General features: G+C 42.5%; 26 protein-coding genes and 2 riboswitches. All 26 genes read left to right on the forward strand.

What is annotated here, in order from left to right:
- The first annotated feature begins 67 nt into the window (after positions 1–67).
- The 26 genes from BAA9072_RS08290 to BAA9072_RS08415 all read left to right on the forward strand — a co-directional run bounded on the left by BAA9072_RS08290 (position 68) and on the right by BAA9072_RS08415 (position 21,657).
- Positions 68–847, forward strand: a complete 780-nt coding sequence (locus tag BAA9072_RS08290; protein ID WP_201714207.1) for an SDR family NAD(P)-dependent oxidoreductase — start codon at positions 68–70, stop codon at positions 845–847.
- A 32-nt stretch (positions 848–879) separates the two neighbouring features.
- Entirely contained in the window at positions 880–1,182 is a 303-nt protein-coding gene (locus BAA9072_RS08295) for an ArsR/SmtB family transcription factor (RefSeq protein ID WP_201714208.1), read from the forward strand.
- Positions 1,183–1,294: 112 nt separating this feature from the next.
- Complete coding sequence (locus BAA9072_RS08300) at positions 1,295–1,651, forward strand: arsenate reductase family protein (RefSeq protein ID WP_201714324.1); 357 nt, start codon at positions 1,295–1,297, stop codon at positions 1,649–1,651.
- Between the two features lie 129 nt (positions 1,652–1,780).
- Positions 1,781–2,164, forward strand: a complete 384-nt coding sequence (gcvH, locus tag BAA9072_RS08305) for a glycine cleavage system protein GcvH (RefSeq protein ID WP_201714209.1) — start codon at positions 1,781–1,783, stop codon at positions 2,162–2,164.
- A 92-nt stretch (positions 2,165–2,256) separates the two neighbouring features.
- A complete protein-coding gene (locus tag BAA9072_RS08310; RefSeq protein ID WP_201714210.1) occupies positions 2,257–2,493 on the forward strand; it encodes a YusG family protein in 237 nt (78 codons plus the stop codon).
- A gap of 181 nt (positions 2,494–2,674) precedes the next feature.
- Complete coding sequence (locus BAA9072_RS08315; RefSeq protein WP_201714325.1) at positions 2,675–3,031, forward strand: toprim domain-containing protein; 357 nt, start codon at positions 2,675–2,677, stop codon at positions 3,029–3,031.
- A gap of 5 nt (positions 3,032–3,036) precedes the next feature.
- Complete coding sequence (locus BAA9072_RS08320; RefSeq protein ID WP_201714326.1) at positions 3,037–3,351, forward strand: thioredoxin family protein; 315 nt, start codon at positions 3,037–3,039, stop codon at positions 3,349–3,351.
- A 238-nt stretch (positions 3,352–3,589) separates the two neighbouring features.
- Positions 3,590–3,940 (forward strand): hypothetical protein, encoded by a 351-nt coding sequence (locus BAA9072_RS08325; RefSeq protein WP_201714211.1) that lies wholly within the window; start codon positions 3,590–3,592, stop codon positions 3,938–3,940.
- Between the two features lie 108 nt (positions 3,941–4,048).
- A riboswitch (SAM riboswitch) is annotated at positions 4,049–4,155 on the forward strand.
- Between the two features lie 150 nt (positions 4,156–4,305).
- Entirely contained in the window at positions 4,306–5,328 is a 1,023-nt protein-coding gene (locus tag BAA9072_RS08330; RefSeq protein WP_201714212.1) for a methionine ABC transporter ATP-binding protein, read from the forward strand.
- Positions 5,325–5,993 (forward strand): methionine ABC transporter permease, encoded by a 669-nt coding sequence (locus tag BAA9072_RS08335; protein WP_201714213.1) that lies wholly within the window; start codon positions 5,325–5,327, stop codon positions 5,991–5,993. Before BAA9072_RS08330 ends, BAA9072_RS08335 begins: the two co-directional genes overlap by 4 nt.
- Before the next feature lie 15 nt (positions 5,994–6,008).
- Complete coding sequence (locus BAA9072_RS08340; protein ID WP_201714214.1) at positions 6,009–6,833, forward strand: MetQ/NlpA family ABC transporter substrate-binding protein; 825 nt, start codon at positions 6,009–6,011, stop codon at positions 6,831–6,833.
- Positions 6,834–7,335: 502 nt separating this feature from the next.
- Positions 7,336–7,701, forward strand: a complete 366-nt coding sequence (locus BAA9072_RS08345; protein WP_201714215.1) for a carboxymuconolactone decarboxylase family protein — start codon at positions 7,336–7,338, stop codon at positions 7,699–7,701.
- A gap of 279 nt (positions 7,702–7,980) precedes the next feature.
- The gene (locus BAA9072_RS08350; protein WP_201714333.1) at positions 7,981–8,181 is read left to right on the forward strand and encodes a hypothetical protein; all 201 of its coding nucleotides are present in this window, start codon (positions 7,981–7,983) and stop codon (positions 8,179–8,181) included.
- Between the two features lie 92 nt (positions 8,182–8,273).
- Positions 8,274–8,420: a hypothetical protein gene (locus BAA9072_RS08355; RefSeq protein ID WP_201714334.1), complete on the forward strand. Its 147-nt coding sequence runs from the start codon at positions 8,274–8,276 to the stop codon at positions 8,418–8,420.
- A gap of 237 nt (positions 8,421–8,657) precedes the next feature.
- On the forward strand, positions 8,658–9,443 hold the full coding sequence (sufC, locus tag BAA9072_RS08360) for a Fe-S cluster assembly ATPase SufC (protein ID WP_201714216.1): 786 nt from the start codon (positions 8,658–8,660) through the stop codon (positions 9,441–9,443).
- A gap of 17 nt (positions 9,444–9,460) precedes the next feature.
- Positions 9,461–10,771 (forward strand): Fe-S cluster assembly protein SufD, encoded by a 1,311-nt coding sequence (gene sufD / locus BAA9072_RS08365; RefSeq protein ID WP_201714217.1) that lies wholly within the window; start codon positions 9,461–9,463, stop codon positions 10,769–10,771.
- Positions 10,771–12,000 (forward strand): cysteine desulfurase, encoded by a 1,230-nt coding sequence (locus BAA9072_RS08370; RefSeq protein ID WP_201714218.1) that lies wholly within the window; start codon positions 10,771–10,773, stop codon positions 11,998–12,000. The genes sufD and BAA9072_RS08370 overlap by 1 nt, the downstream gene beginning before the upstream one ends.
- A complete protein-coding gene (gene sufU, locus BAA9072_RS08375) occupies positions 11,990–12,430 on the forward strand; it encodes a Fe-S cluster assembly sulfur transfer protein SufU (protein WP_201714219.1) in 441 nt (146 codons plus the stop codon). The genes BAA9072_RS08370 and sufU overlap by 11 nt, the downstream gene beginning before the upstream one ends.
- A 38-nt stretch (positions 12,431–12,468) precedes the next feature.
- Positions 12,469–13,866: a Fe-S cluster assembly protein SufB gene (sufB, locus tag BAA9072_RS08380; protein ID WP_201714220.1), complete on the forward strand. Its 1,398-nt coding sequence runs from the start codon at positions 12,469–12,471 to the stop codon at positions 13,864–13,866.
- A gap of 147 nt (positions 13,867–14,013) precedes the next feature.
- Positions 14,014–14,856: a DUF72 domain-containing protein gene (locus BAA9072_RS08385; RefSeq protein ID WP_201714221.1), complete on the forward strand. Its 843-nt coding sequence runs from the start codon at positions 14,014–14,016 to the stop codon at positions 14,854–14,856.
- Between the two features lie 21 nt (positions 14,857–14,877).
- Positions 14,878–15,702 carry a sulfite exporter TauE/SafE family protein gene (locus BAA9072_RS08390; protein WP_201714222.1) on the forward strand — a complete coding sequence of 275 codons (825 nt, stop codon included), beginning with the start codon at positions 14,878–14,880 and terminating at the stop codon, positions 15,700–15,702.
- A gap of 33 nt (positions 15,703–15,735) precedes the next feature.
- Complete coding sequence (locus tag BAA9072_RS08395) at positions 15,736–17,088, forward strand: bifunctional metallophosphatase/5'-nucleotidase (RefSeq protein ID WP_201714223.1); 1,353 nt, start codon at positions 15,736–15,738, stop codon at positions 17,086–17,088.
- Between the two features lie 55 nt (positions 17,089–17,143).
- Positions 17,144–17,446, forward strand: a complete 303-nt coding sequence (locus tag BAA9072_RS08400; RefSeq protein ID WP_201714224.1) for a YunC family protein — start codon at positions 17,144–17,146, stop codon at positions 17,444–17,446.
- A gap of 336 nt (positions 17,447–17,782) precedes the next feature.
- On the forward strand, positions 17,783–18,892 hold the full coding sequence (locus BAA9072_RS08405) for an HD-GYP domain-containing protein (protein WP_201714225.1): 1,110 nt from the start codon (positions 17,783–17,785) through the stop codon (positions 18,890–18,892).
- A 61-nt stretch (positions 18,893–18,953) separates the two neighbouring features.
- Positions 18,954–19,718, forward strand: coding sequence for a sporulation protein YunB (yunB, locus tag BAA9072_RS08410; RefSeq protein ID WP_201714226.1), 765 nt, complete (start codon positions 18,954–18,956; stop codon positions 19,716–19,718).
- A 79-nt stretch (positions 19,719–19,797) separates the two neighbouring features.
- Positions 19,798–19,979: riboswitch (Lysine riboswitch) on the forward strand.
- A 115-nt stretch (positions 19,980–20,094) separates the two neighbouring features.
- Positions 20,095–21,657 (forward strand): Na+/H+ antiporter NhaC family protein, encoded by a 1,563-nt coding sequence (locus BAA9072_RS08415; RefSeq protein ID WP_201714227.1) that lies wholly within the window; start codon positions 20,095–20,097, stop codon positions 21,655–21,657.
- Positions 21,658–21,814: the final 157 nt, after the last annotated feature.

A 21,814-nucleotide genomic window follows, 5' to 3' on the forward strand; every position in this document is an offset into this window, starting at 1 on the left:
CATTACTGTATGTTTAAAAAATTAAACGTTTAATCGTTTAAACATTAAAGTAAGGTGGTTACCATAGATGAATAAAACGGTATTGATAACAGGAGCTTCAAGCGGAATTGGATTAAACTTCAGTCATAAATTTGCAGGGTCTGGTCATGATGTGATCCTTGTAGCCCGCAGTGAGGGAAAGCTAATGAATCTGTCCCGAGAAATCGAGAGTAAATACGGTGTGAAAGCCCACGTCTTAACTTCTGATCTTTCCAATCCAGAAGCACCAAAGAAGCTATATGAAGAAGTGAAAGCAAAAGGAATAAACGTAGACATACTTATCAATAATGCTGGATTTGGATTGTTTGGAGAGTTTGAAGAAACAGAGATGTCAAAAGAACTCGACATGATTCAAGTTAATATCACCGCTCTTACAGAATTGAGTAAGTATTTGGGGAAAGAAATGGTGATGAGAAAGAGTGGACAAATAGTAAACGTTGCATCAACTGCAGCCTTTCAGCCAGGACCTTTAATGGCGGTCTATTATGCAACGAAAGCATATGTATTGTCTTTATCAGAAGCTCTAGCCAATGAGTGGGCACCACATGGGGTGAAAGTGTCCGCTCTGTGTCCAGGAGCCACCAAAACAGGTTTCAGTGATGCAGCCGAACTTCAGTCCTCCAAACTGTTCCAATCAGGCGTGATGAGTGTCGAAGACGTTGTGGAAGAAGGTTTTAAACAGATGATGACCAATACGAAGACGGTTATCGTGCCGGGCATGAAAAACCGGATCCTCACTCAGTCGATTCGATTCATGCCGCGTAAAATGGTCACGAGTATTGTTCGCAAGGTACAAGAACGGGTATAATCAATAGTGAATGAGTTTGAAGGGAGAACACTATGGGTCAAAAAGCAATCGATACATTTCGTGCTTGTATACCATTGTTTCAAGCGCTGAGTGATCCTTATCGTCAAGATATCATTTTACTTCTTGCCGAACAAGAACCTCTTACAGTCAATCAGATAACTGAAAATCTGACGCTATCCCGGCCTGCTGTTTCGCATCACTTAAAAATCCTGCGGGATCAGCAATTAGTATCCATGGAACAAAAGGGAACGCAGCGTTTCTATTCTCTTGAATTGGACAATGCAACCGTCCTTCTTAAAGAGTTGGTTGAAACGGTAGAAAATCAGTGTGGGTAATGTTCCCGAAAAGAAGGATACTAACGGATATTGTCGAATGTAAGAAATAGATTCGTTAGCCTGTGCGGGGATCCTTCCCCGTCTTTAATTGAAATGGAAAGGTGGTGGAATGATGTCATTGACTTTTTATTCTTATCCCAAATGCGGTACATGCCGCAAAGCAAAGAAGTGGCTAGATGACCAGGGAATAGCTTTGAATGAAATACATATTGTAGAAAACCCGCCGTCAAAAGAAGAACTTAAGAGCCTTCATGAAAAGAGCGGATATCCTCTTAAGAAGTTTTTCAATACAAGTGGAAAAAAATATCGTGAACTTGGCTTGAAAGATAAGGTGAATTCTGCATCCGATGATGAATTACTGGAAATCCTTTCTTCGGACGGAATGTTGATCAAACGTCCGATTACAACGGATGGAAACCAGGTTACAGTAGGATTTAAAGAAGAAACATTTGAAGATACCTGGAAGTAATCAGGGGCCCTGAAATTCCCAAATCATGGGCAATGAAAAAGTTTCATGATTCATACTTAGTTTTCTTGCTTTTTCATTGAAAAGTGTGTCAATATTAGGTTGTATAACTAGCATTTGGAGGGATAGAGAATGAGTACACCGAAAGAACTTCGTTATTCAGAAGAACACGAGTGGGTCAAAGTTGAAGGGGAAAATGTACGCGTGGGAATCACATCATTTGCACAATCAGAACTGGGCGATATCGTATTCGTCGAGTTACCTGAGGTTGGCGATGAAATCAAAGCAAATGAACCATTCGGCAGTGTTGAATCGGTTAAGACCGTTTCTGAGCTGTATGCCCCTGTTTCAGGTAAGGTAGTAGAAGTGAATGAAGAGCTGTCCGACAGCCCTGAGTTCGTGAACGAATCACCTTATGAAAAGGCATGGATGGTCGTTGTGGAACCTTCAGATGCTGGAGAAGTAGACAAGCTGATGACCGCTGAACAATATGACGAAATGATTAATGAAGGATAATATCTGCCAGAACACCTTGAGGATTTCTCAAGGTGTTTTTTTATCGATTTGGGCATCATATGAGTATGCGAGATGAGAAAGGGTGAAGACAAATGGTGCTTGAACCGAAGAAATTAGATGTGACAGGCAGAGTGACGGGTAAACTGAAAAATGGTGAAGTTGAATTATTCCTGGATAACCAGCCCATCGGCAAAACGGCTTTACCTCTTGATGGACTAACAATGGAACCAAACTTTGAAGCAAAAGAAAATAAAATTTACCAGAGCTATACTTCTACTGAAGGACATGATGCAAGATACACGGATTGTGATGAGGGTGGTTGGTGTTAAAAAGTGTTTCGTGGTGCCAGATTCCGCAAAGGATCTGGCACCATTTCTATAAGCAGTTAGGCAAACCACTTGCACTATATTTTGTAAACATGAGAAAATATAAGCAGAAAGTGGACATCATCTCTTGTTATCTGAATATACTATCCTAATCTTATTTCTGAAAGATAAGGTGATGATCATGATGGAACTTGACGAGAAGGTAATCATTGTTGAAGGAACAACCGACAAGCGGAAAGTAAAAGACATTATTAAAGAACCGATTGAAATAATTTGCACGAATGGAACGATCAGCATCACGAAGATGGACGAACTCATCGACGAGCTGTTTGAAAGGGATGTTTACATCCTTGTTGATGCTGATGATGCAGGGGAGAAATTACGTAAACAGTTTAAACGGGAATTCCCCGAAGCCGAACACCTATACATTGATAGGATGTATAAGGAAGTGGCCGCTGCGCCGGGGTATCATCTGGCATCCGTTCTTATCGGTGCAAATATCGATGTGCATAAAGAATATCTTGGAAAAAGGATGATTTAGATTTGATGGAGGTAAGCAGTACCGAGGCATTGCACCAATGTATTACAGACCATACGTTAGAAGCCGTTTACCTATATACACCAATGTGTGGTACCTGTCAGGTAGCGGGTAAAATGATAGACGTAGTGGAGAAACTGCCCCAGTCGTTTCATTTTGCGAAAGCTAACTTGAATTACCTGCCCCAATTCGCGGAAGAGCTATCTATTGAGAGTGTCCCCTGCCTCCTTTTGTTTAAGGACGGAGAGGAAATGGAGAGGATTTATGCCTTTCAATCCGTGCCATACCTATATGAGACATTAAACAAAATCTCAATAAGTTAGATGGAAAAGAGGCCTGAGAAGGTCTTTTTTTAATGGAATTTAATTTTCTTTCTACAAACGCGGACATATTTCTCGGGAAATGTTGCGAATCCCATCATTTTTTGACTGGTCATCATCCAAATTCTTACTGTTCGACAAAATCGATCTCTCCCTTCAAAACATGTCGAGAATGTATAAGAGGGAAAAATACCTGAAAGTGGAATTAATTATATATAGAAGTATCATTGGGAGGGTATTCATGCGAATATATTTAGAGGAATTAGTAGATCAGTGTCACTCCAGGTATCACTTACGACTCTTGTTTCCGGACAGCCCATTCATTCTTCATTTTCATTGTGGAAATGATATTTATGGAATATCCATTTCCAGCAGTGGTTGTGTTGTGCTGGATGATGTGTTTGGAGAATCCCATTTTGTCATTGAAGGAGAAAAGGTGGGGATGGTTGATTTGCTTACAGGGGAAGAGCGATTGTCCCAACTGATTGAAAGCGGTACCCTGGAGGTAAGGGGAGGATATCGCCCACTATTATTTGTAGAATCCGTTCTTTGGCTTACAAGATCAAGGGCAAAAGAAACAGTACAAGTATGAAAAAATAAAAAAGAATTGACATATTTCTATAACCGATGATAGAATCTCTCTTGTAGCAAATTTTCAGAGTCTTTAACAATTCAAAAAAATTAAATAATCGATACTTTACTCTTATTTAGAGAGGTGGAGGGACGTGCCCTATGAAGCCCGGCAACCATCAATGAAAATTGAAATGGTGCCAATTCACTCAAAGCATTTGCTTTGAAAGATGAGAGAAAGGATAGTCCTATATATGATTATGCCTTTCTGCTTATCGCAGGAAGGCATTTTTTATTTTATGTGAAATGGATTCTGAATTGCCAGGTATGTGTAAACATAACCCTGATTAAAAAGGTCGTTTTACTCAGAAAGAAGGTGGAGACAACATGATTACGATATCAGATGTGAAAAAGATCTTTCATTCTAAATCAGGGCCGATTTCTGCCGTCGACGGCGTCAATATCGAAATCGCCGATGGAGAAATTTTTGGTGTGATTGGCTATAGTGGAGCAGGGAAAAGTACCCTGATTAGGATGCTCAATGGACTTGAGGTTCCGACAAAAGGAATAGTGGATGTGAATGGACAGCTCGTTTCCAAAGTAAAAGGGAAAAAGCTTCGAGAGGCGAGACAGTCAATAGGCATGATTTTCCAACATTTTAATCTCCTATGGTCCCGAACCGTTTTAGAAAATATTCAATTTCCATTAGAAATTGCCGGAGTTGCAAAAAAGGAGAGAGTCCGCAGAGCCACCGAATTATTGGAACTGGTTGGTTTACATGGAAGAGGCGACGCCTACCCGTCTCAGTTGAGCGGCGGACAGAAGCAAAGGGTTGGGATTGCAAGGTCCCTTGCGAATAACCCCAGTGTCCTACTATGTGATGAAGCGACTTCTGCATTAGATCCGCAAACAACCGATTCTATTCTTGATTTATTGGTGGACATTAATAAACGCTTAGGTCTGACCATCGTCCTGATCACCCATGAAATGCATGTGATCAAAAAGATTTGTCATCGTGTGGCGGTTATGGAACAAGGGAAAGTGGTAGAGCTGGGAGACGTCCTTGAAGTGTTCCGGAATCCTAAAGAGCAGGTGACAAAGCGATTTGTGAGAGAAGTATCTCAAGTCGATGAAACGGGTGAAACGTTGGATCACCTTTTAGCTCAGTATCCAGACGGGAAAGTGCTGAAATTCACATTTGTGGGTGAATCGACAGAGCAACCGCTCATTACCGGCTTGATCCGAAGATTCGACCTGGATGTCAATATCCTTCAAGGACAAATTTCCCAAACGCAAAAAGGGGCATACGGCACATTATTTGTCCATCTTGATGGAAAAGAAGAGACCATTCAGGCAGCCATTGCGTTCGCGGAGGAACAGATGGTCAAGGTGGAGGTGCACGGAGGATGATGGAAAATTTATTCCCTAATGTAGATTGGGTAAAGATGTGGGAAGCCACTACGGAAACTCTTTACATGACGGGCATGTCCGTACTGATTACATTTGTATTAGGCTTGGTTCTCGGGATACTGCTCTTTCTTACTTCTAAGGAGAATTTATGGGAAAACAAACTCACTTATACGGTAACCAGTGCAGTAGTCAATGTGTTTCGCTCGATCCCGTTCATTATCCTGATTGTATTATTGATTCCATTTACAAAATTTTTATTGGATACCATCCGTGGGGCCAACGCTGCACTCCCCGCATTAATTATCGGTGCTGCTCCATTTTATGCACGGATGGTTGAAATCGCCTTAAGAGAAGTGAACAAAGGTGTCATTGAAGCGGCTAAAGCAATGGGAGCAAGAACAAGCACGATTATCTGGAAAGTGCTTATTCCCGAATCTCTTCCGGCTTTGATCTCAGGGATAACCGTAACGGCGATTGCCCTTGTCGGATATACAGCCATGGCGGGTGTCATCGGTGCAGGAGGTTTAGGGAACTTAGCCTATCTGGATGGATTTCAACGAAGCAGGGAAGATGTAACCCTTGCCGCAACCATCATGATTTTACTCATTGTGTTTTTGATTCAAATTATTGGTGATTTCTTTACAAATAAATTAGATAAACGATAAGAGGAGAGAATGATTATGAAAAAATGGTTAGCAGGAATGGTAGCAGCAACAAGTATCTTTGGTTTAGCAGCATGTGGGAGTGATTCAGGATCAGGAAGCAGCGACGAGAAGGAGTTAGTGGTAGGAGCATCAAATGTTCCTCATGCAGAAATCCTTGAAAAAGTTAAGCCGATTCTGGAAGAAGAAGGAATCGACCTGCAAATCGAAACGTATCAAGACTATATCCTTCCAAATAAAGACTTGGATAATGGTGATTTGGATGCGAACTATTTCCAAACCGTACCTTATATGGATTTGCAAATGAAAGAGAACGAATATGATTTCGTCAATGCGGGAGGAATTCATATTGAGCCAATCGGTGTATACTCCAAAAAATACAAATCTCTTGAGGATCTCCCTGAAGGTGCGACGATCTTAATGAGCAACTCCGTATCCGATCATGGACGGATTCTTACATTATTGGAGAAAAAGGGTCTGATCACGTTGAAGGATGGAGTGGAAAATACACAGGCGCAACTGGAAGACATCGAAGAAAACCCAAAAAACCTGAAATTTGATTATGAGTATGAAGCGGCTCTTCTTCCACAAATGTATGAAAACGAAGAAGGTGACGCGGTAGTAATTAACTCAAACTATGCCATTGATGCAGGCTTGAAGCCTCTGGAAGACTCTATTGCCATTGAAGATAGCAACTCGCCTTATGTGAATGTGATTGCTGTGAACAAAGGTGATGAAAAGAAAGAGGAAGTAAAAGCGTTGGTTGAAGCACTGCGCTCGAAAGAAATCCAGGACTTCATCAATGAAGAATGGGATGGGGCAGTAGTTCCGGTAACTGAATAAAAAAGCTCACTTTGCAGAGTTCATTGTATCAATAAAGGAACTGCCAAGACTTTATCAATCAGTGGGTGCTAAATCGTGAAGGGATTTGCTCTGCTTACCGCAGGAGTCTACTAAGTTCCCTTTACCGTCTAAAACGAGATTTGTTCTTCTGATTTTTGTAGTATGAATATCCATTTGAGAAGCTAATATTAACCGCTCACAAATTTCGGGATACTGGTGAATATTTTTCTAATTAATAAGCACAGGCTCGGTAAGTTGATTTCCGTTCCAGGTGCTCGACTCCTGCGGGAAATACGGGAAAGTTGAGACCCCGCAGGCATGCTTGAGTTGCACCCCTATTGTTGGACACCTCAACCAACACCCTACAACAATGTTTACGAAAAACCCGTTTCCAGATGAAACGGGTTTTTTGTATGATCATTCTGCAATTTTTAACATATTCATTTCCAAATTGGCTCATACTATTTCCGATGAATCTATTTTAGAAATGGAGCTGGATGTAATGCAGATGGAACCAAGAAATACTACAGAAGCGGCCCTTCATGACTATAAAATGGGACTTGGAATTTTCACTGAAAAAATGCCTGAGCTTGCAGAGCAATATAATACGTTTACAGATCACTGCTTCAGAGAAGGAGTTCTCTCCAAAAAAGAGAAGCAGTTGATTGCACTTGGAATCAGCCTATATTCCCAGGATGAATATTGTATCATCTATCATACAAAAGGCTGCCTGGATCAAGGGTGCTCAGAAGAGGAAATACTGGAGGCAATCGGCGTGACAGCTGCATTCGGTGGCGGAGCAGTCATGAGCCAGGCAGTGACATTGGTACAGCAGTCGATTCAGGATTTGAATCAATTAAAGCAATAAAAGCAAGGAGTCAGGTCGAGAGGGAGAAATCCTTCTCTTTTTTGTGAGGAAGGTTTTAGAGAACCTTCTTGTATGTATGAATATACGTTCGAACTAATTAAATTTCACCGTCGACCTATTATTTGGCAGTATAATGGCGGAATTTTGTGAAAACTTAAGGGTAGCTCCCGGGAATCAGGCTGAAGGATAAATTTCAGAAAAAATGCTGAAATACCGGTTTTGTCTTGTGAACGAGGGGGTAGTATAGTTGTAAAGTAATTAAAAAACCGAAAGGAATGATTGATTATCGACTCTCTTGATAGTATCTCGTACACAAGTGAAATGGAGAAAGCAATGCATGGAGCCCATGGGATTGGTTATGAGGTGTACAAACGAAAGCATGATGTCAGGATGCAAGTAGAGAAGAAAAGAGAGCAGGACTATAAAGAAAGCCGAAGAATGATTGCAGCACTTGATCGCAGGGTGCACGCTAACATATAATAAGGAAGAAAAAAGAAAACCAGTGTAGACGATGCACTGGTTTTTTATTTTTTTAGAAGTAAAATTTGTGGTCATTTTAGGAAGATCAGACTTTGAAAATTGATTGGAGCGGAAGGTGCTCGACTCCTGCGGGAAATGCTGGACAGGTGAGACCCCGCAGGGCGAAGCCTGAGGAGGCTCACCGCCAGCCCCGCGGAAAGCGAGCACCTGCAGCGGAAATCAAACCACTCGCTATATGAAAAGCAAAAGTTCTCACATAGTCTACTTAAGAAAAACAGGTCTTAGACAACCTACATTTTCCCACCAGTTTTGGCCAACAATAGAAAGGGATTCTATCGTTCTTGTTAACATGAACTGACAACCTGAAAAAGTTGATAATAGCTTTTATTTGTTATAAGATTGTAATGAGAATAAATTGAGAATGATTAAAGAATTATATTCTTAAATTCATTATAAAGTCACGGAGGTAAATACACATGGCAGGTTCTACTTTAACAATTAAAGATCTTCATGTTGAGATTGAAGGAAAGGAAATCCTGAAAGGGGTTAACCTTGAAATTAAAGGTGGAGAGATCCACGCAGTAATGGGACCAAATGGTACAGGTAAATCAACTTTATCTTCTGCTATTATGGGGCATCCAAAGTATGAAGTGACAAAAGGAAGCATTCACTTCGACGGGGAAGATGTCCTTGAAATGGAAGTGGATGAGCGCGCCAGGGTGGGCCTATTCCTTGCAATGCAGTATCCAAGTGAAATCAGCGGTGTAACGAACGCAGACTTCTTACGTTCAGCAATTAATAGCCGTCGCGAAGAAGGCGAAGAAATTTCTCTTATGAAATTTATCCGCAAGATGGATTCTGAAATGGAATACCTTGAGATGGATCCGGATATGGCTCAACGTTACCTAAACGAAGGATTCTCAGGCGGAGAGAAGAAACGTAATGAAATCCTTCAACTAATGTTGATCCAACCAAAGATCGCCATTCTTGATGAGATTGATTCAGGTCTTGATATCGATGCACTTAAAGTTGTATCTAAAGGAATCAACAAAATGCGTGGGGAAGATTTCGGTTGCTTAATCATCACTCACTATCAACGCCTTCTTAACTACATCACACCTGATCACGTTCACGTTATGATGCAGGGACGCATTGTGAAATCAGGCGGCGAAGAATTAGCGCAGCGCCTTGAAGCAGAAGGATATGACTGGATTAAAGAAGAGCTGGGAATCAAAGACGAAACTGTTGGCCAAGAAGCGTAAGTGTTAGGGGGATGAAAATGACTGTAGAAACGAAACTACCAGTAGAACAAGACTATGTCAGCTCCTACTCAAAACAACTTGGAGAGCCGGAATGGTTAACAACCCTTCGAACAGATGCCTTTGATAAAGTAAAGGATCTAAGCCTTCCAGTTGCTGATAAAACGAAAATCACAAATTGGAATTTCACTCAATTCCAAAAACACACAGTGGATAGTGATACGTTCTCATCATTGAGTGAGCTGCCGGATGAAGTGAAAGCATTAGTTGATTTAGAAAGCAAGGATCAAAGTCTTTATATCCAACGAAATAATACACCTGCTTTTCTTTCTCTTTCGAACGAATTAAAAGACAATGGTGTTATTTTTACGGATATTTTTACAGCTGTGAAAGACCACAGTGAACTTGTACAGAAGTACTTCATGACTGAAGGCGTGAAAACGGATGAGCATAAGCTTACGGCCCTTCATGCAGCACTGATGAACGGAGGAGCATTCCTCTACATTCCTAAGAGTGTGGAACTCTCTCAACCGATTCAAGCGGTTTACGTGCACGACAACGCCGAAGTGGCTATGTTCAACCATGTATTGGTTGTCGCAGAAGATAACAGCTCTGTCACATATGTTGAGAACTATATCTCTACCGCTGATGTAGAAGATGGAGTATACAATATCGTAACTGAAGTCCTGGCAAAAAATAATGCAAAAGTTGCTTATGGTGCAGTGGATAACTTATCAAGCGGCTTGACAACCTATGTAAATCGTCGTGGTGTAGCTGAAAGAGATGCACGCATCGAGTGGGCTTTAGGATTGATGAACGACGGTGATACCGTTTCTGAAAACGTAACAAACCTTATGGGTGATGGATCATATGGTGATACGAAAACCGTAGTCGTAGGACGTGGGAAACAAAAACAAAACTTCACAACGAAGGTTGTGCACTACGGGAAGAATTCTGAAGGATACATCCTTAAGCATGGCGTCATGAAGGACGAATCATCTTCTATCTTCAATGGTATCGGCAAGATCGAACATGGTGCTTCCAAATCAAACGCAGAGCAGGAGTCCCGCGTATTGATGCTTAGTGAAAAGGCACGTGGAGATGCAAATCCGATCCTTCTGATTGACGAAGATGATGTAACGGCGGGACACGCAGCATCCGTAGGTCGAGTAGATCCACTACAACTGTACTATCTTATGAGTCGTGGAATCCCGCAAAAAGAAGCAGAACGCCTTGTTATTCACGGATTCTTAGCTCCAGTGGTAAAACAATTACCAATCGAGGGAGTTAAGAAGCAACTTGTTGAGGTTATTGAAAGGAAAGTAAACTAATGGATGTAAAAGAGATTCGTAAACAATTTCCGATTCTCGACCAGGAAGTAAATGGCCATCCGCTTGTTTATCTTGATAGTGCCGCAACATCTCAAAAACCTGTTTCTGTTATTGAAGCGGTTAACGATTATTACCGTGGATACAACTCGAATGTTCACCGAGGTGTTCATACCCTTGGGACGAGAGCGACAGACGGTTATGAAGGAGCTCGTGAAAAGGTCCGCAATTTCATTAACGCTTCCTCCACCCAGGAAGTGATTTTCACCCGTGGAACGACCACCGCGATCAATACCGTCGCAGCAAGCTATGGTCGGGCAAATCTTTCCGAAGGTGACGAAATTGTAATTACTCATATGGAGCATCACAGTAATATCATTCCTTGGCAGCAGCTGGCCAAAGAAACCGGAGCTACGTTAAAATACGTTCCACTTCAAGAAGATGGAACGATTGCCATCGAGGATGTAAGGGAGACTGTTACACCTCAAACGAAGATCGTTTCCATCATGATGGTTTCAAACGTACTCGGTACGATGAATCCAATCAAGGAAATTACCAGGATTGCTCATGAAAATGATGCAGTCATGGTCGTTGACGGAGCACAGGCTGCTCCACATATGAAAGTCGACGTACAAGATCTTGACTGCGATTTCTTTGCTTTTTCAGGTCATAAAATGGTTGGCCCAACAGGAATCGGAGTACTTTACGGTAAGAAAAAACACCTGAACAAAATGGAACCGGTGGAATTTGGTGGAGAGATGATCGACTTTGTCGGACTTCAGGAATCCACATGGAAAGAGCTTCCGTGGAAATTCGAAGGGGGCACACCGATTATCGCAGGTGCCATCGGGCTTGGTGCTGCCATCGACTTTTTGGAGCAAGTCGGTCTTCATCATATTGAAGAGCATGAACATAAGCTTGCCGCTTATGCTTTGAGTAAGATGAACGAAGTGGAAGGCATGACGATCTTCGGACCAAGTGATCCAGGGAAGCGTGCGGGTATTGTGACATTCAACATAGATGATGTTCATCCACATGATGTGGCAACCGTACTTGATGCTGAAGGAATTGCCGTCCGCGCAGGTCATCACTGTGCACAGCCGCTGATGAAGTGGTTAAATGTATCCGCAACAGCACGCGCCAGCTTCTATCTATATAATACAGAAGAAGATATTGATAAACTTGTTGCCGGCCTGGTGAAGACAAAGGAGTTTTTCAGCGATGTCTTTTAATAATTTAGATCAGTTATATCGACAAGTCATTATGGATCATTATAAGAATCCACGTAACAAAGGTTCTTTAGAAGATGGCAGCTTTACCATCGATATGAATAACCCTACGTGTGGAGATCGTATTCACCTGACGTTGAAGGTTGAAGACGGTGTCGTCCAGGATGCAAAGTTTGATGGAGAAGGTTGTTCGATTTCAATGGCTTCTGCTTCTATGATGACACAGGCTGTAAAGGGGAAGGATATTGAAAAGGCCCTTAAGCTTTCCAAAATCTTCTCTGATATGATGCAAGGCAATGACTATGACGACGATGTGGATTTAGGAGATATTGAAGCATTACAAGGAGTCGCTAAATTCCCGGCACGCATTAAATGTGCGACACTAGCCTGGAAAGCGATGGAAAAAGGAGTACAGGAAGAAGAGCAGGAATAAGCTCTTCTCCTACTCTAATTAAGAATGGAGGAATCAACATGGCAAAGAAAATGCCTGAGATCGGAGATTATAAATACGGTTTTAGCGATAAAGACGTATCGATTTTCCGTTCTAAACGTGGTTTGACGAGAGAAATCGTTGAAGAAATTTCTCGTATGAAAGATGAGCCTAAGTGGATGCTTGATTTCCGTTTGAAGTCACTGGAGCATTTTTATAATATGTCTATGCCTCAATGGGGCGGAGACATGCAGGAACTGAACTTTGATGAGATCACATACTATGTGAAGCCTTCTGAAAGATCAGAACGCAGCTGGGATGAAGTACCTGAAGAGATCAAACAGACGTTTGATAAACTAGGTATTCCGGAAGCTGAGCAAAAGTATCTTGCAGGGGTTTCTGCTCAATATGAGTCAGAGGTTGTATACCACAACATGCAATCGGATCTTGAAGACATGGGGATTGTTTTCAAAGACACAGATTCTGCTTTGAAAGAAAATGAAGAGCTTTTCCGTGAGCACTGGGCGAAGGTTATTCCTCCTACGGATAACAAATTTGCTGCCCTTAACTCAGCGGTTTGGTCCGGTGGATCTTTCATCTATGTTCCTAAAGGAATCAAGGTGGATACACCACTTCAAGCTTATTTCCGTATTAACTCAGAAAACATGGGTCAATTCGAGCGTACGCTGATCATCGTAGACGAAGGCGCAAGTGTTCATTATGTAGAGGGTTGTACAGCACCGGTTTACACAACAAATTCACTTCACTCTGCAGTCGTTGAAATCATTATCAAGAAAGATGCGTACTGCCGTTATACGACGATTCAAAACTGGGCGAACAACGTGTTCAACCTTGTTACGAAGCGTGCGGTATGTGAAGCGAACGCAACGATGGAATGGGTAGATGGAAACATCGGTTCGAAATTAACGATGAAATATCCTGCTGTCATCCTTAAAGGGGAAGGTGCCCGTGGTATGACGCTTTCCATCGCTTTAGCAGGTAAAGGTCAGCACCAGGATGCCGGAGCGAAAATGATTCACCTGGCACCTAACACCTCTTCTACTATCGTTTCGAAGTCTATTTCCAAGCATGGTGGTAAAGTTACGTACCGTGGAATTGTACACTTTGGACGTAAAGCGGAAGGCGCACGCTCCAATATTGAGTGCGATACGCTGATTATGGATAATCAGTCGACTTCTGATACGATCCCTTACAACGAAATTCTGAACGATAATATCTCGTTAGAACACGAAGCGAAGGTTTCAAAAGTATCAGAAGAACAATTATTCTACCTAATGAGCCGCGGTATTTCAGAAGAAGAAGCAACAGAAATGATCGTAATGGGCTTCATCGAGCCATTTACGAAAGAACTTCCTATGGAATACGCAGTTGAAATGAACCGCCTGATCAAGTTCGAAATGGAAGGTTCAATCGGATAATATATCCTTAAAACTCCCCTGATGCTTCATCAGGGGAGTTTTTTTATCCTAAAAAACCACGATTCTTTCTACATGAAACCTAACATAAGAATTTCCATTTCCCTTATGATAAAATGGACATGTTCATAATAAAGTGGGTGATTGCGGATGATATACATAGGTGTAACAGGCTGGGGAGATCATGATACCCTTTATGAAAATGTTTCCCCAAGAGACAAACTAAAAGAATATGGTGCACATTTTCCCATCGTCGAGGTAGACACAACTTTTTACGCCGTTCAGCCTATTCGAAATGCTGAAAAATGGGTGAGGGAAACGCCGGAAGACTTTTCTTTTATTGTGAAAGCCTACCAGGGAATGACAGGACATCAGCGGGGAGAGATACCCTTTGATTCAAGGGACGAAATGTTCAAAGCATTTAAAGATTCCCTTACCCCGTACATAGAAGCAGGAAAACTGGCGATGGTCCTTCTTCAGTTCCCTCCATGGTACGATTGTAAAAAGGAGAATGTCGACTATATCCGGTATTGCAGGGAGCAATTGAAAGATTTGCCTCTATCACTGGAGTTCCGGCATCAAAGCTGGTTCAGGCCGCAATTTCGGGACAAGACCTTAACCTTTATGAAAAAGGAAGAATGGATCCACAGCATTTGTGATGAACCTCAAGCAGGCGAGGGGTCGGTGCCCCGTGTGTTGGAGGCCACTCACAAGAAGGCGACACTTATACGTTTTCACGGCAGGAATCTGTATGGATGGAATAAACCAAATGGTGAGAATTGGCGCGAGGTACGCTATTTATATCGTTATAATCGTGCTGAGCTGGAAGAATGGATCCCCCATATTCATCATTTGCACAAAGCTTCTGAGGATATTTATATTCTCTTTAACAATAATTCAGGTGGAGACGCGGCTGATAACGCGAAAGACCTGATTGATTTATTGGGACTTGAGTATGGTGGGCTTGCCCCAAAACAACTAGATTTATTTTAGCTGACAGGAGATGAAAGCCCGATGGAGTGGATTGTTCTTCTATCAATTGGTCTTTTAGCAGGAGCAATAGGTGCCCTGGTAGGTTTAGGCGGGGGTGTGATCGTTGTACCTGCCTTGATCTATTTTGGTTCATATACAAGCTTGATAGATGGGATGAACCCCCAGACCGCGGTGGGGACTTCTTTAGTCATTATGATCTTCACAGGGTTATCCTCCACCCTTGCGTACTTAAAGCACAAAACCGTCGATTATAAAAGCGGTTTGATTTTCTTTGCAGGGAGCGGACCGGGTTCCATAGTGGGTGCTTGGGTGAACAAAGGGTTAAATATGGAAAGCTTTAATCTTTATTTCGGTATTTTTATGATATTGATCGCAGTCATTCTAATGGTTCGGAACAAATTAAAGCCCATTGAAAAATTCAGGAATGCTTCTTTTCAACGGGAGTTCATTGATCCGAGTGGAGAAACTTTCCGATACGGATACCCTCCTTTATTAGGTGGAGCCATTGCCTTTGTCGTCGGATTTACATCCGGCCTGTTCGGCATTGGCGGAGGGTCATTGATGGTCCCTGCCATGATTCTGATCTTCCTGTTTCCACCCCATGTGGCTGTGGCAACGTCCATGTTTATGATTTTTTTATCGGCAATGGTGAGCTCGGGGACACACGTCCTGTTTGGGAATGTGAAATGGCTTTATGCTCTGGCTCTCATTCCCGGAGCCTGGATCGGGGCGAAACTCGGAGCATATGTCAATACGAAACTCGAGTCAAAGGTATTGGTGAGTGTATTGCGCATCATTTTAATAATAATTGGAATTCGATTGATTTATCAAGGAATGACAGGATGAGGATGACATACCTCCAATAGGAGTGAACGATTTATGAGAGAAACCATTCATATATATCATACGAACGATCTTCACAGTCATTTTGAGCATTGGCCCAGAATAAGAGACTTTTTGAAGCAGAGAAAAAAGCAACATGTAAGGAAAGGGGAACCTGTGTATCTTTTCGATATCGGGGATCATGTGGACCGCTCTCATCCATTGAGTGAAGCGACGTTAGGGAAAGGGAATGTTGAATTATTAAATGAAGCCGGATTTGATGCCGTCACCATTGGAAACAATGAAGGAATCACATTGGATTATGATGATTTAAATCGTCTATATGATGGAGCCCGATTTGATGTGATTGTAGGGAACCTGTTGAATCGAACTTCCCGCCGTCCTAGTTGGTTGGAAACGCAACGGATTTATCAGACCGGCAGTGGCATGAGAATCGGGGTCATTGGTTTAACCGCCTACTTCAAACCCTTTTACGAAGCCCTCGGCTGGAACATCACCCCCCCAATGGAGGAACTGGAGATATTAGTTCGAGAGCTTCATCCCCACGTGGACATTATGATCCTCCTTTCCCATTTAGGAATCAGGGATGATGAGATGATCGGGGAGCAATTCCCGGAAATAGACGTTATTCTAGGCGCTCATACCCACCATGTTTTACCTAGTGGGAAAGAGGTGAACGGCACCATGCTGGGTGCTGCAGGAAAATATGGTCACTTTGTCGGCCATATGATGATTGAGGTGGATACTGCCACTAAACAAATTGTAAACAAAAGGGCACTCCTTTATGATCAGGATGAACTCCCCTCTGTTGATAAGGAGGAGGAAGAAATAGAGCAATGGATCAGGAAAGGGGAGGAGTTATTAAAGCATGAAATAACACAGCTGACAAGTTCCTACCTTGTTGATTGGTATCAGCCATCCACCCTTCCTGAATTGCTTAGTGATGCTCTTTTAGAGTGGTGCGGGGCTGATTGCGGTTTCCTAAATTCAGGTCTTCTTATGGATGGACTTCATGAAGGAGTGGTGACCAGGCAGGATTTGCATCGAATCCTTCCCCACCCCATTAACCCTTGCATGATCCGGATGAAGGGAGCTGAGCTGAAAGAAATCATTAAGCAGACTCTTAATGAAGACTGGCCACATCTTGAAGTGAAAGGACTTGGCTTCAGGGGGAAAGTGATGGGGAGTTTCGTATATTCGAATATTCATTTCAAAGATCATAATATCTTCATTGGTAACGGTCTGATCGAGTCTGAAAAAATGTACACCCTTGCCCTGCCGGATATGTTCACATTCGGTCATTTCTTTCCAGACCTGCAAAGGCTCGAGAAGAAGTACTTCATGCCGGAGTTTTTACGGGATGTCCTCGAGTGGAAATTAAAAAAGTAAATGTCTCACCGTTTTCTTACTCATAACATACATATGAGTGAAGGGAGCGATAAACATGATGAATGTATCTCCGATTATCATTGGGGGACATACCTTTACAGCGATTTCTGTTGAACTTCCAAAAACCAATTTACTCGTCGTGACGAGTGAAAAAGGATATATAATGTGTGGAGCACTTGATGTTGCGCTGCTGAATGAGAAGTTAAAAGACAGGGGAATTATTGCGGGAAGAGCAGTAGGTGTGAAAACCATCGATCAGCTTCTTGATGCCCCATTGGAGTCGATTACCTATGGAGCAGCAAACCTTGGCATCCACACAGGAATGGCCGGCAGAGAGGCACTTTTAAAAATGATATAAAATCGAGAGTGGCCAGTGCTTTTATTAAGAGCAGCTGGTCTTTGTTTTTGTGGAGGAAGAGAGGATTTTCACGGGGAATCGACAAATGGGTTCCTTAACCTTCCTTCTTTCGGCCTTATACAAGGATCTTGAGTAAACAAAAGTGATTCAGGTATGCCTAACTCATGCCATCTCCTCATTCCACATGTCTAACTGAAACCCATAATCTCTTGTAATCCTTCAATATTCTTTCATGAATATATAAAGAAATACACCTTGCAAGATCGTTTTTATCCTTTATAATGGAGATACTAGGAAATTTTGTCGAAAAATGAAAGAATTACACAGGAGAATTCTATGAGGCTTATATCAACACGGGCTTTAAAACCCGGCATGGTTCTAGCTACAACGGTATATAATACGAGAGGTCAAGCTTTGATTCATGATAATGTTCCCATTACAGAACGCATGATTTACAGGCTGCAGGAACTTAGTATTCAGTATGTCTATATTGAAGACTCTCTTTCCAGTGGAATCCATGTAAAGGGGACTGTTTCGAGTAAAGTGAGGCAGCAGGCGGTCCATAATATCCAGATGGCATTTAATCAATTGAGCTCATCGGATACGTCGCCAAGTGTACTTATGATTGAAGATAGTGCCAAGCAATTGAAGCAGGTGATTGATGACGTCCTGTCAGAGGTAAAGGCGAATCAGGATCTTCTCACCATTTTGACAGATGTATTTACATATGACTCCTATATTTTTCATCATTCATTTAATGTCACCTTATATACGCTTTCCATCGGTCTTGAGCTCCAGCTGTCACAGAAGCAGCTCGAGCAGCTCGGGGTGGGGGCAATATTGCATGATATAGGTAAGATGCTCGTGCCGGAAGAGATTCTTCTAAAGCCGGGAAAACTGACAGAAGACGAGTTCTGTGAAATCAAGAAGCATTCTGAGCATGGCTTTGAGATTCTGAGGCAGCTTCATTCAGTGTCCTTGATTATCGCACATTGTGCATATCAGCATCATGAGAGGCTCGATGGCTCCGGTTACCCGAGGGGGATCAAAGGTGAAGAGATTCATCCGTTTGCGAAGATTATCGCAGTGGCCGATGTATTTGACGCTATGACCTCAAATCGGGTGTACAGGAAAGCCATGCTTCCTCATCAGGCATTGGAAGTATTGTATGCAGGGTCGGGATCCCTGTTTGATCCCCAGGTGATCGAGGCCTTTCGTTCTTCGGTCGCGATCTATCCAAACGGTATGATCGTGGAACTGAATGATGGACGGAAAGGAATCGTGACCGATCAAAATAAAGGAGTGACGGACCGGCCGGTAGTCCGGATCATTGAAGAAGATGGTCAAGAGTTACTCTCTCCTTATCCCTTGGATTTAAGTTCGGAATTAGACAAGGTGATTACAGGCTTTGATCCCGATTATGAACCCCAATCTCTTAAGATTTAATAAATTTTTGCGTTAAACCTCCCTTACAATGCATACAAATAGCTTGTAAGGGGGGATTTTTTTGTCAAAGTTTAAAACCTACAAACCCCGAAGAGGAGGTCCGCTGCCTTTTCGACATGTCATGATCATTACGTTTCTGTTTTTTATGATATCAACTGGATTCGGGTTGTGGATCATTAACAAAGGGTTGAAACCGACGCTCCTTGCTTATGCCGAGACACAAACGAGCAGGATTGGAACTCTGGTCATTAACAAGGCGATCAATAAGAAAATTGCCGATGTTCTGGATATTTCGGATATAACCGAAGAAGTAAAGAACTCAGAAGGCGATATTGTTTCATTTAAATACAATACGCAGACAATCAACAGGGTTCAGGCTGAAATTACAAATCTTGTACAGCAGAATCTTCAGGAAGCAGAGGCAGGGAATATTGAAAATCTTGAGTTTCTCACCGAGGTGGAAATTGATGAAGGACAGTCGAAAGCATCGAAGGGCATTACTTATTCGGTTCCCTTGGGTCAGGCAACGAACAACGTATTACTCGGGAACTTAGGACCAAAAATCCCCATACGCTTTCATTCCATTGGTGATGTACGTTCGGATGTGAAAACAACGGTGGAGCAGTTTGGAATCAATAATGCGGTGGTGAAGGTATTTGTGGAGCTTGAAGTAAATGTGCAAATCATCATCCCGTTTGCAACGAAAACTGAAACGATCAAGCAGGATATCCTGGTCGCAATGGGCACCGTTCATTTGGATGTACCGCAGTTTTATAACAATGGTGGAGGGGACTCAAGTCCTTCCATTGAATTTCCCACAAATTAGTCAGGAAAAAAAGTTGTCAAAAGAATGATAGTTTGTTATATTAATAAAGAAAATTTTATATCACACCACATCATCAGTCCGATGGGGTAGAGGCGCAGAGTTCAAGAGTAGGCTGTTTGAGAATGACAACTGTGAGAACAGATGAAAGGGAACTTTTGCCGAAGTAATTATACATGTCGAATGTGTATTTACTGGGGTTATCTTGAAAAAGGATAACACTGTCATTATAGGGAATTTCTATAATGGGGAGCTACAGATCGTGATGGAGCACTTAAATTACTTACTAAGGTAATGATAGCTTCTCTATCGTTGCCTTTTTTTATTATCCTCTGTCATGCTACGATGGTTCCCCCCTATCAAATAGGAGGAGGACACTATGGAAAACACGATTTACTCACTATTACCACCCCTTTTAGCCATTCTTATGGTTATACTCACGAGGCGGGTTCTACTTTCACTTGGAGTAGGAATCGTTGCATCTGCCTTTTTGTTGGCAGACTTCTCAATCACCAAAACAATCAGCTTTATTTGGGACGCCTTCAAAGGCATCTTTGTCGCAGATGGAGGGCTTAACACATGGAATGTCTACATCATTTTCTTCTTACTCATTCTTGGTGTGATCACTGCATTTGTGAACATCTCAGGCGGAAGCCGCGCATTCGGTGAATGGGCGATGAAGCGTGTGAAGACAAGACAGGGCGCACAGCTACTGGCTGCGGTATTAGGTATCATCATTTTTATTGACGACTATTTTAACGCCCTTGCTGTCGGTCAGGTTTCGAGACCCATAACGGACCGTCACAGAATCTCACGTGCGAAATTGGCTTATATCATCGATTCAACATCTGCTCCGATTTGTGTTGTATCCCCGATTTCAAGCTGGGGAGCTTACATTATCGGGATTATCGGTTCCATTCTTACAGCTCACAGTATCACGGAGTATACTGCATTTTCAGCTTTCATACAGATGATCCCGATGAACCTTTATGTATGGGCAGCTGTCTTACTTGTTATCATGGTTGCTTATAAAGGATTGGATTTTGGGAAAATGAAAGAGCATGAGGTACGTGCCCTTGAGACTGGAGATCTTTTTGATCCGGGCAAAGAGATTCCTGGTGAATTGAAAAATGATCTTCCTGTCAGTTCTAAAGGGTCGGTAGGCGACCTTGTATGGCCGATCGTGGCCCTTGTCATCGGGACCGTTTCCATGATGCTTTGGACCGGTTATCAAGCGGTGGGATCCTTTGATTTACTGCCGATTTTTGAAAATACGGATGTTACCAAATCATTATTGTATGGTGGATTATTCGGCCTTGTGATTTCCCTGATCTTCTTCCTTCGCCAAGTCAGCTTGAAAGGAATTGAAGGGAGTGCCATCGGGACAGCCGTAGTGGAAGGAATCAAGTCCATGCTGCCGGCTGTTTACATTCTGATATTTGCGTGGACGATCGTTACTCTTATCGATCAACTGCAAACAGGAACATATCTTGCGGGACTCGTTGAGCAATCCAGCTTACCGATGCAGGCACTGCCGGTCATCTTATTCCTGGTTGCCGGAATCATGGCTTTTTCAACGGGAACATCCTGGGGATCGTTCGGTATTTTACTGCCGATAGCCGGAGAAATCGCTGCATCGACAGACGTAAGTATATTACTCCCTGCCATGGCAGCGGTACTGGCAGGGTCTGTTTTAGGGGACCACTGCTCGCCGATCTCGGATACAACGATCCTTTCTTCTACCGGAGCGGGAAGCAATCATATCGATCACGTGATTACCCAGCTTCCCTATGCGGTCATCGGTGCGGTTGTAGCCGCTATAGGATACCTTGTATTAGGATTCACCGGCAGCACCATTCTTGGGCTCGTAGTAGTCATCATATTAATCATGGCCTTCGCCTTTTTGTTCGGTGAAAAAGCAAAACCTGCATCTGCAGAATAATTAAGAAGGAGACCAGAAGCTGTTTTAGCTTCTGGTTTTTTAATGCAATCATCATGCTGAATTTACCTTCTGATCCCATTGCCTCCCATTCTCCAAAATCCGACAAATTCCTTGTAGTGAAATAGTACTGTCGTGATTTTCTGAAATTCACAATAAA

This window comes from Rossellomorea arthrocnemi (genome assembly GCF_904424705.1).
GTDB classification, from domain to species: Bacteria; Bacillota; Bacilli; order Bacillales; family Bacillaceae_B; genus Rossellomorea; species Rossellomorea arthrocnemi.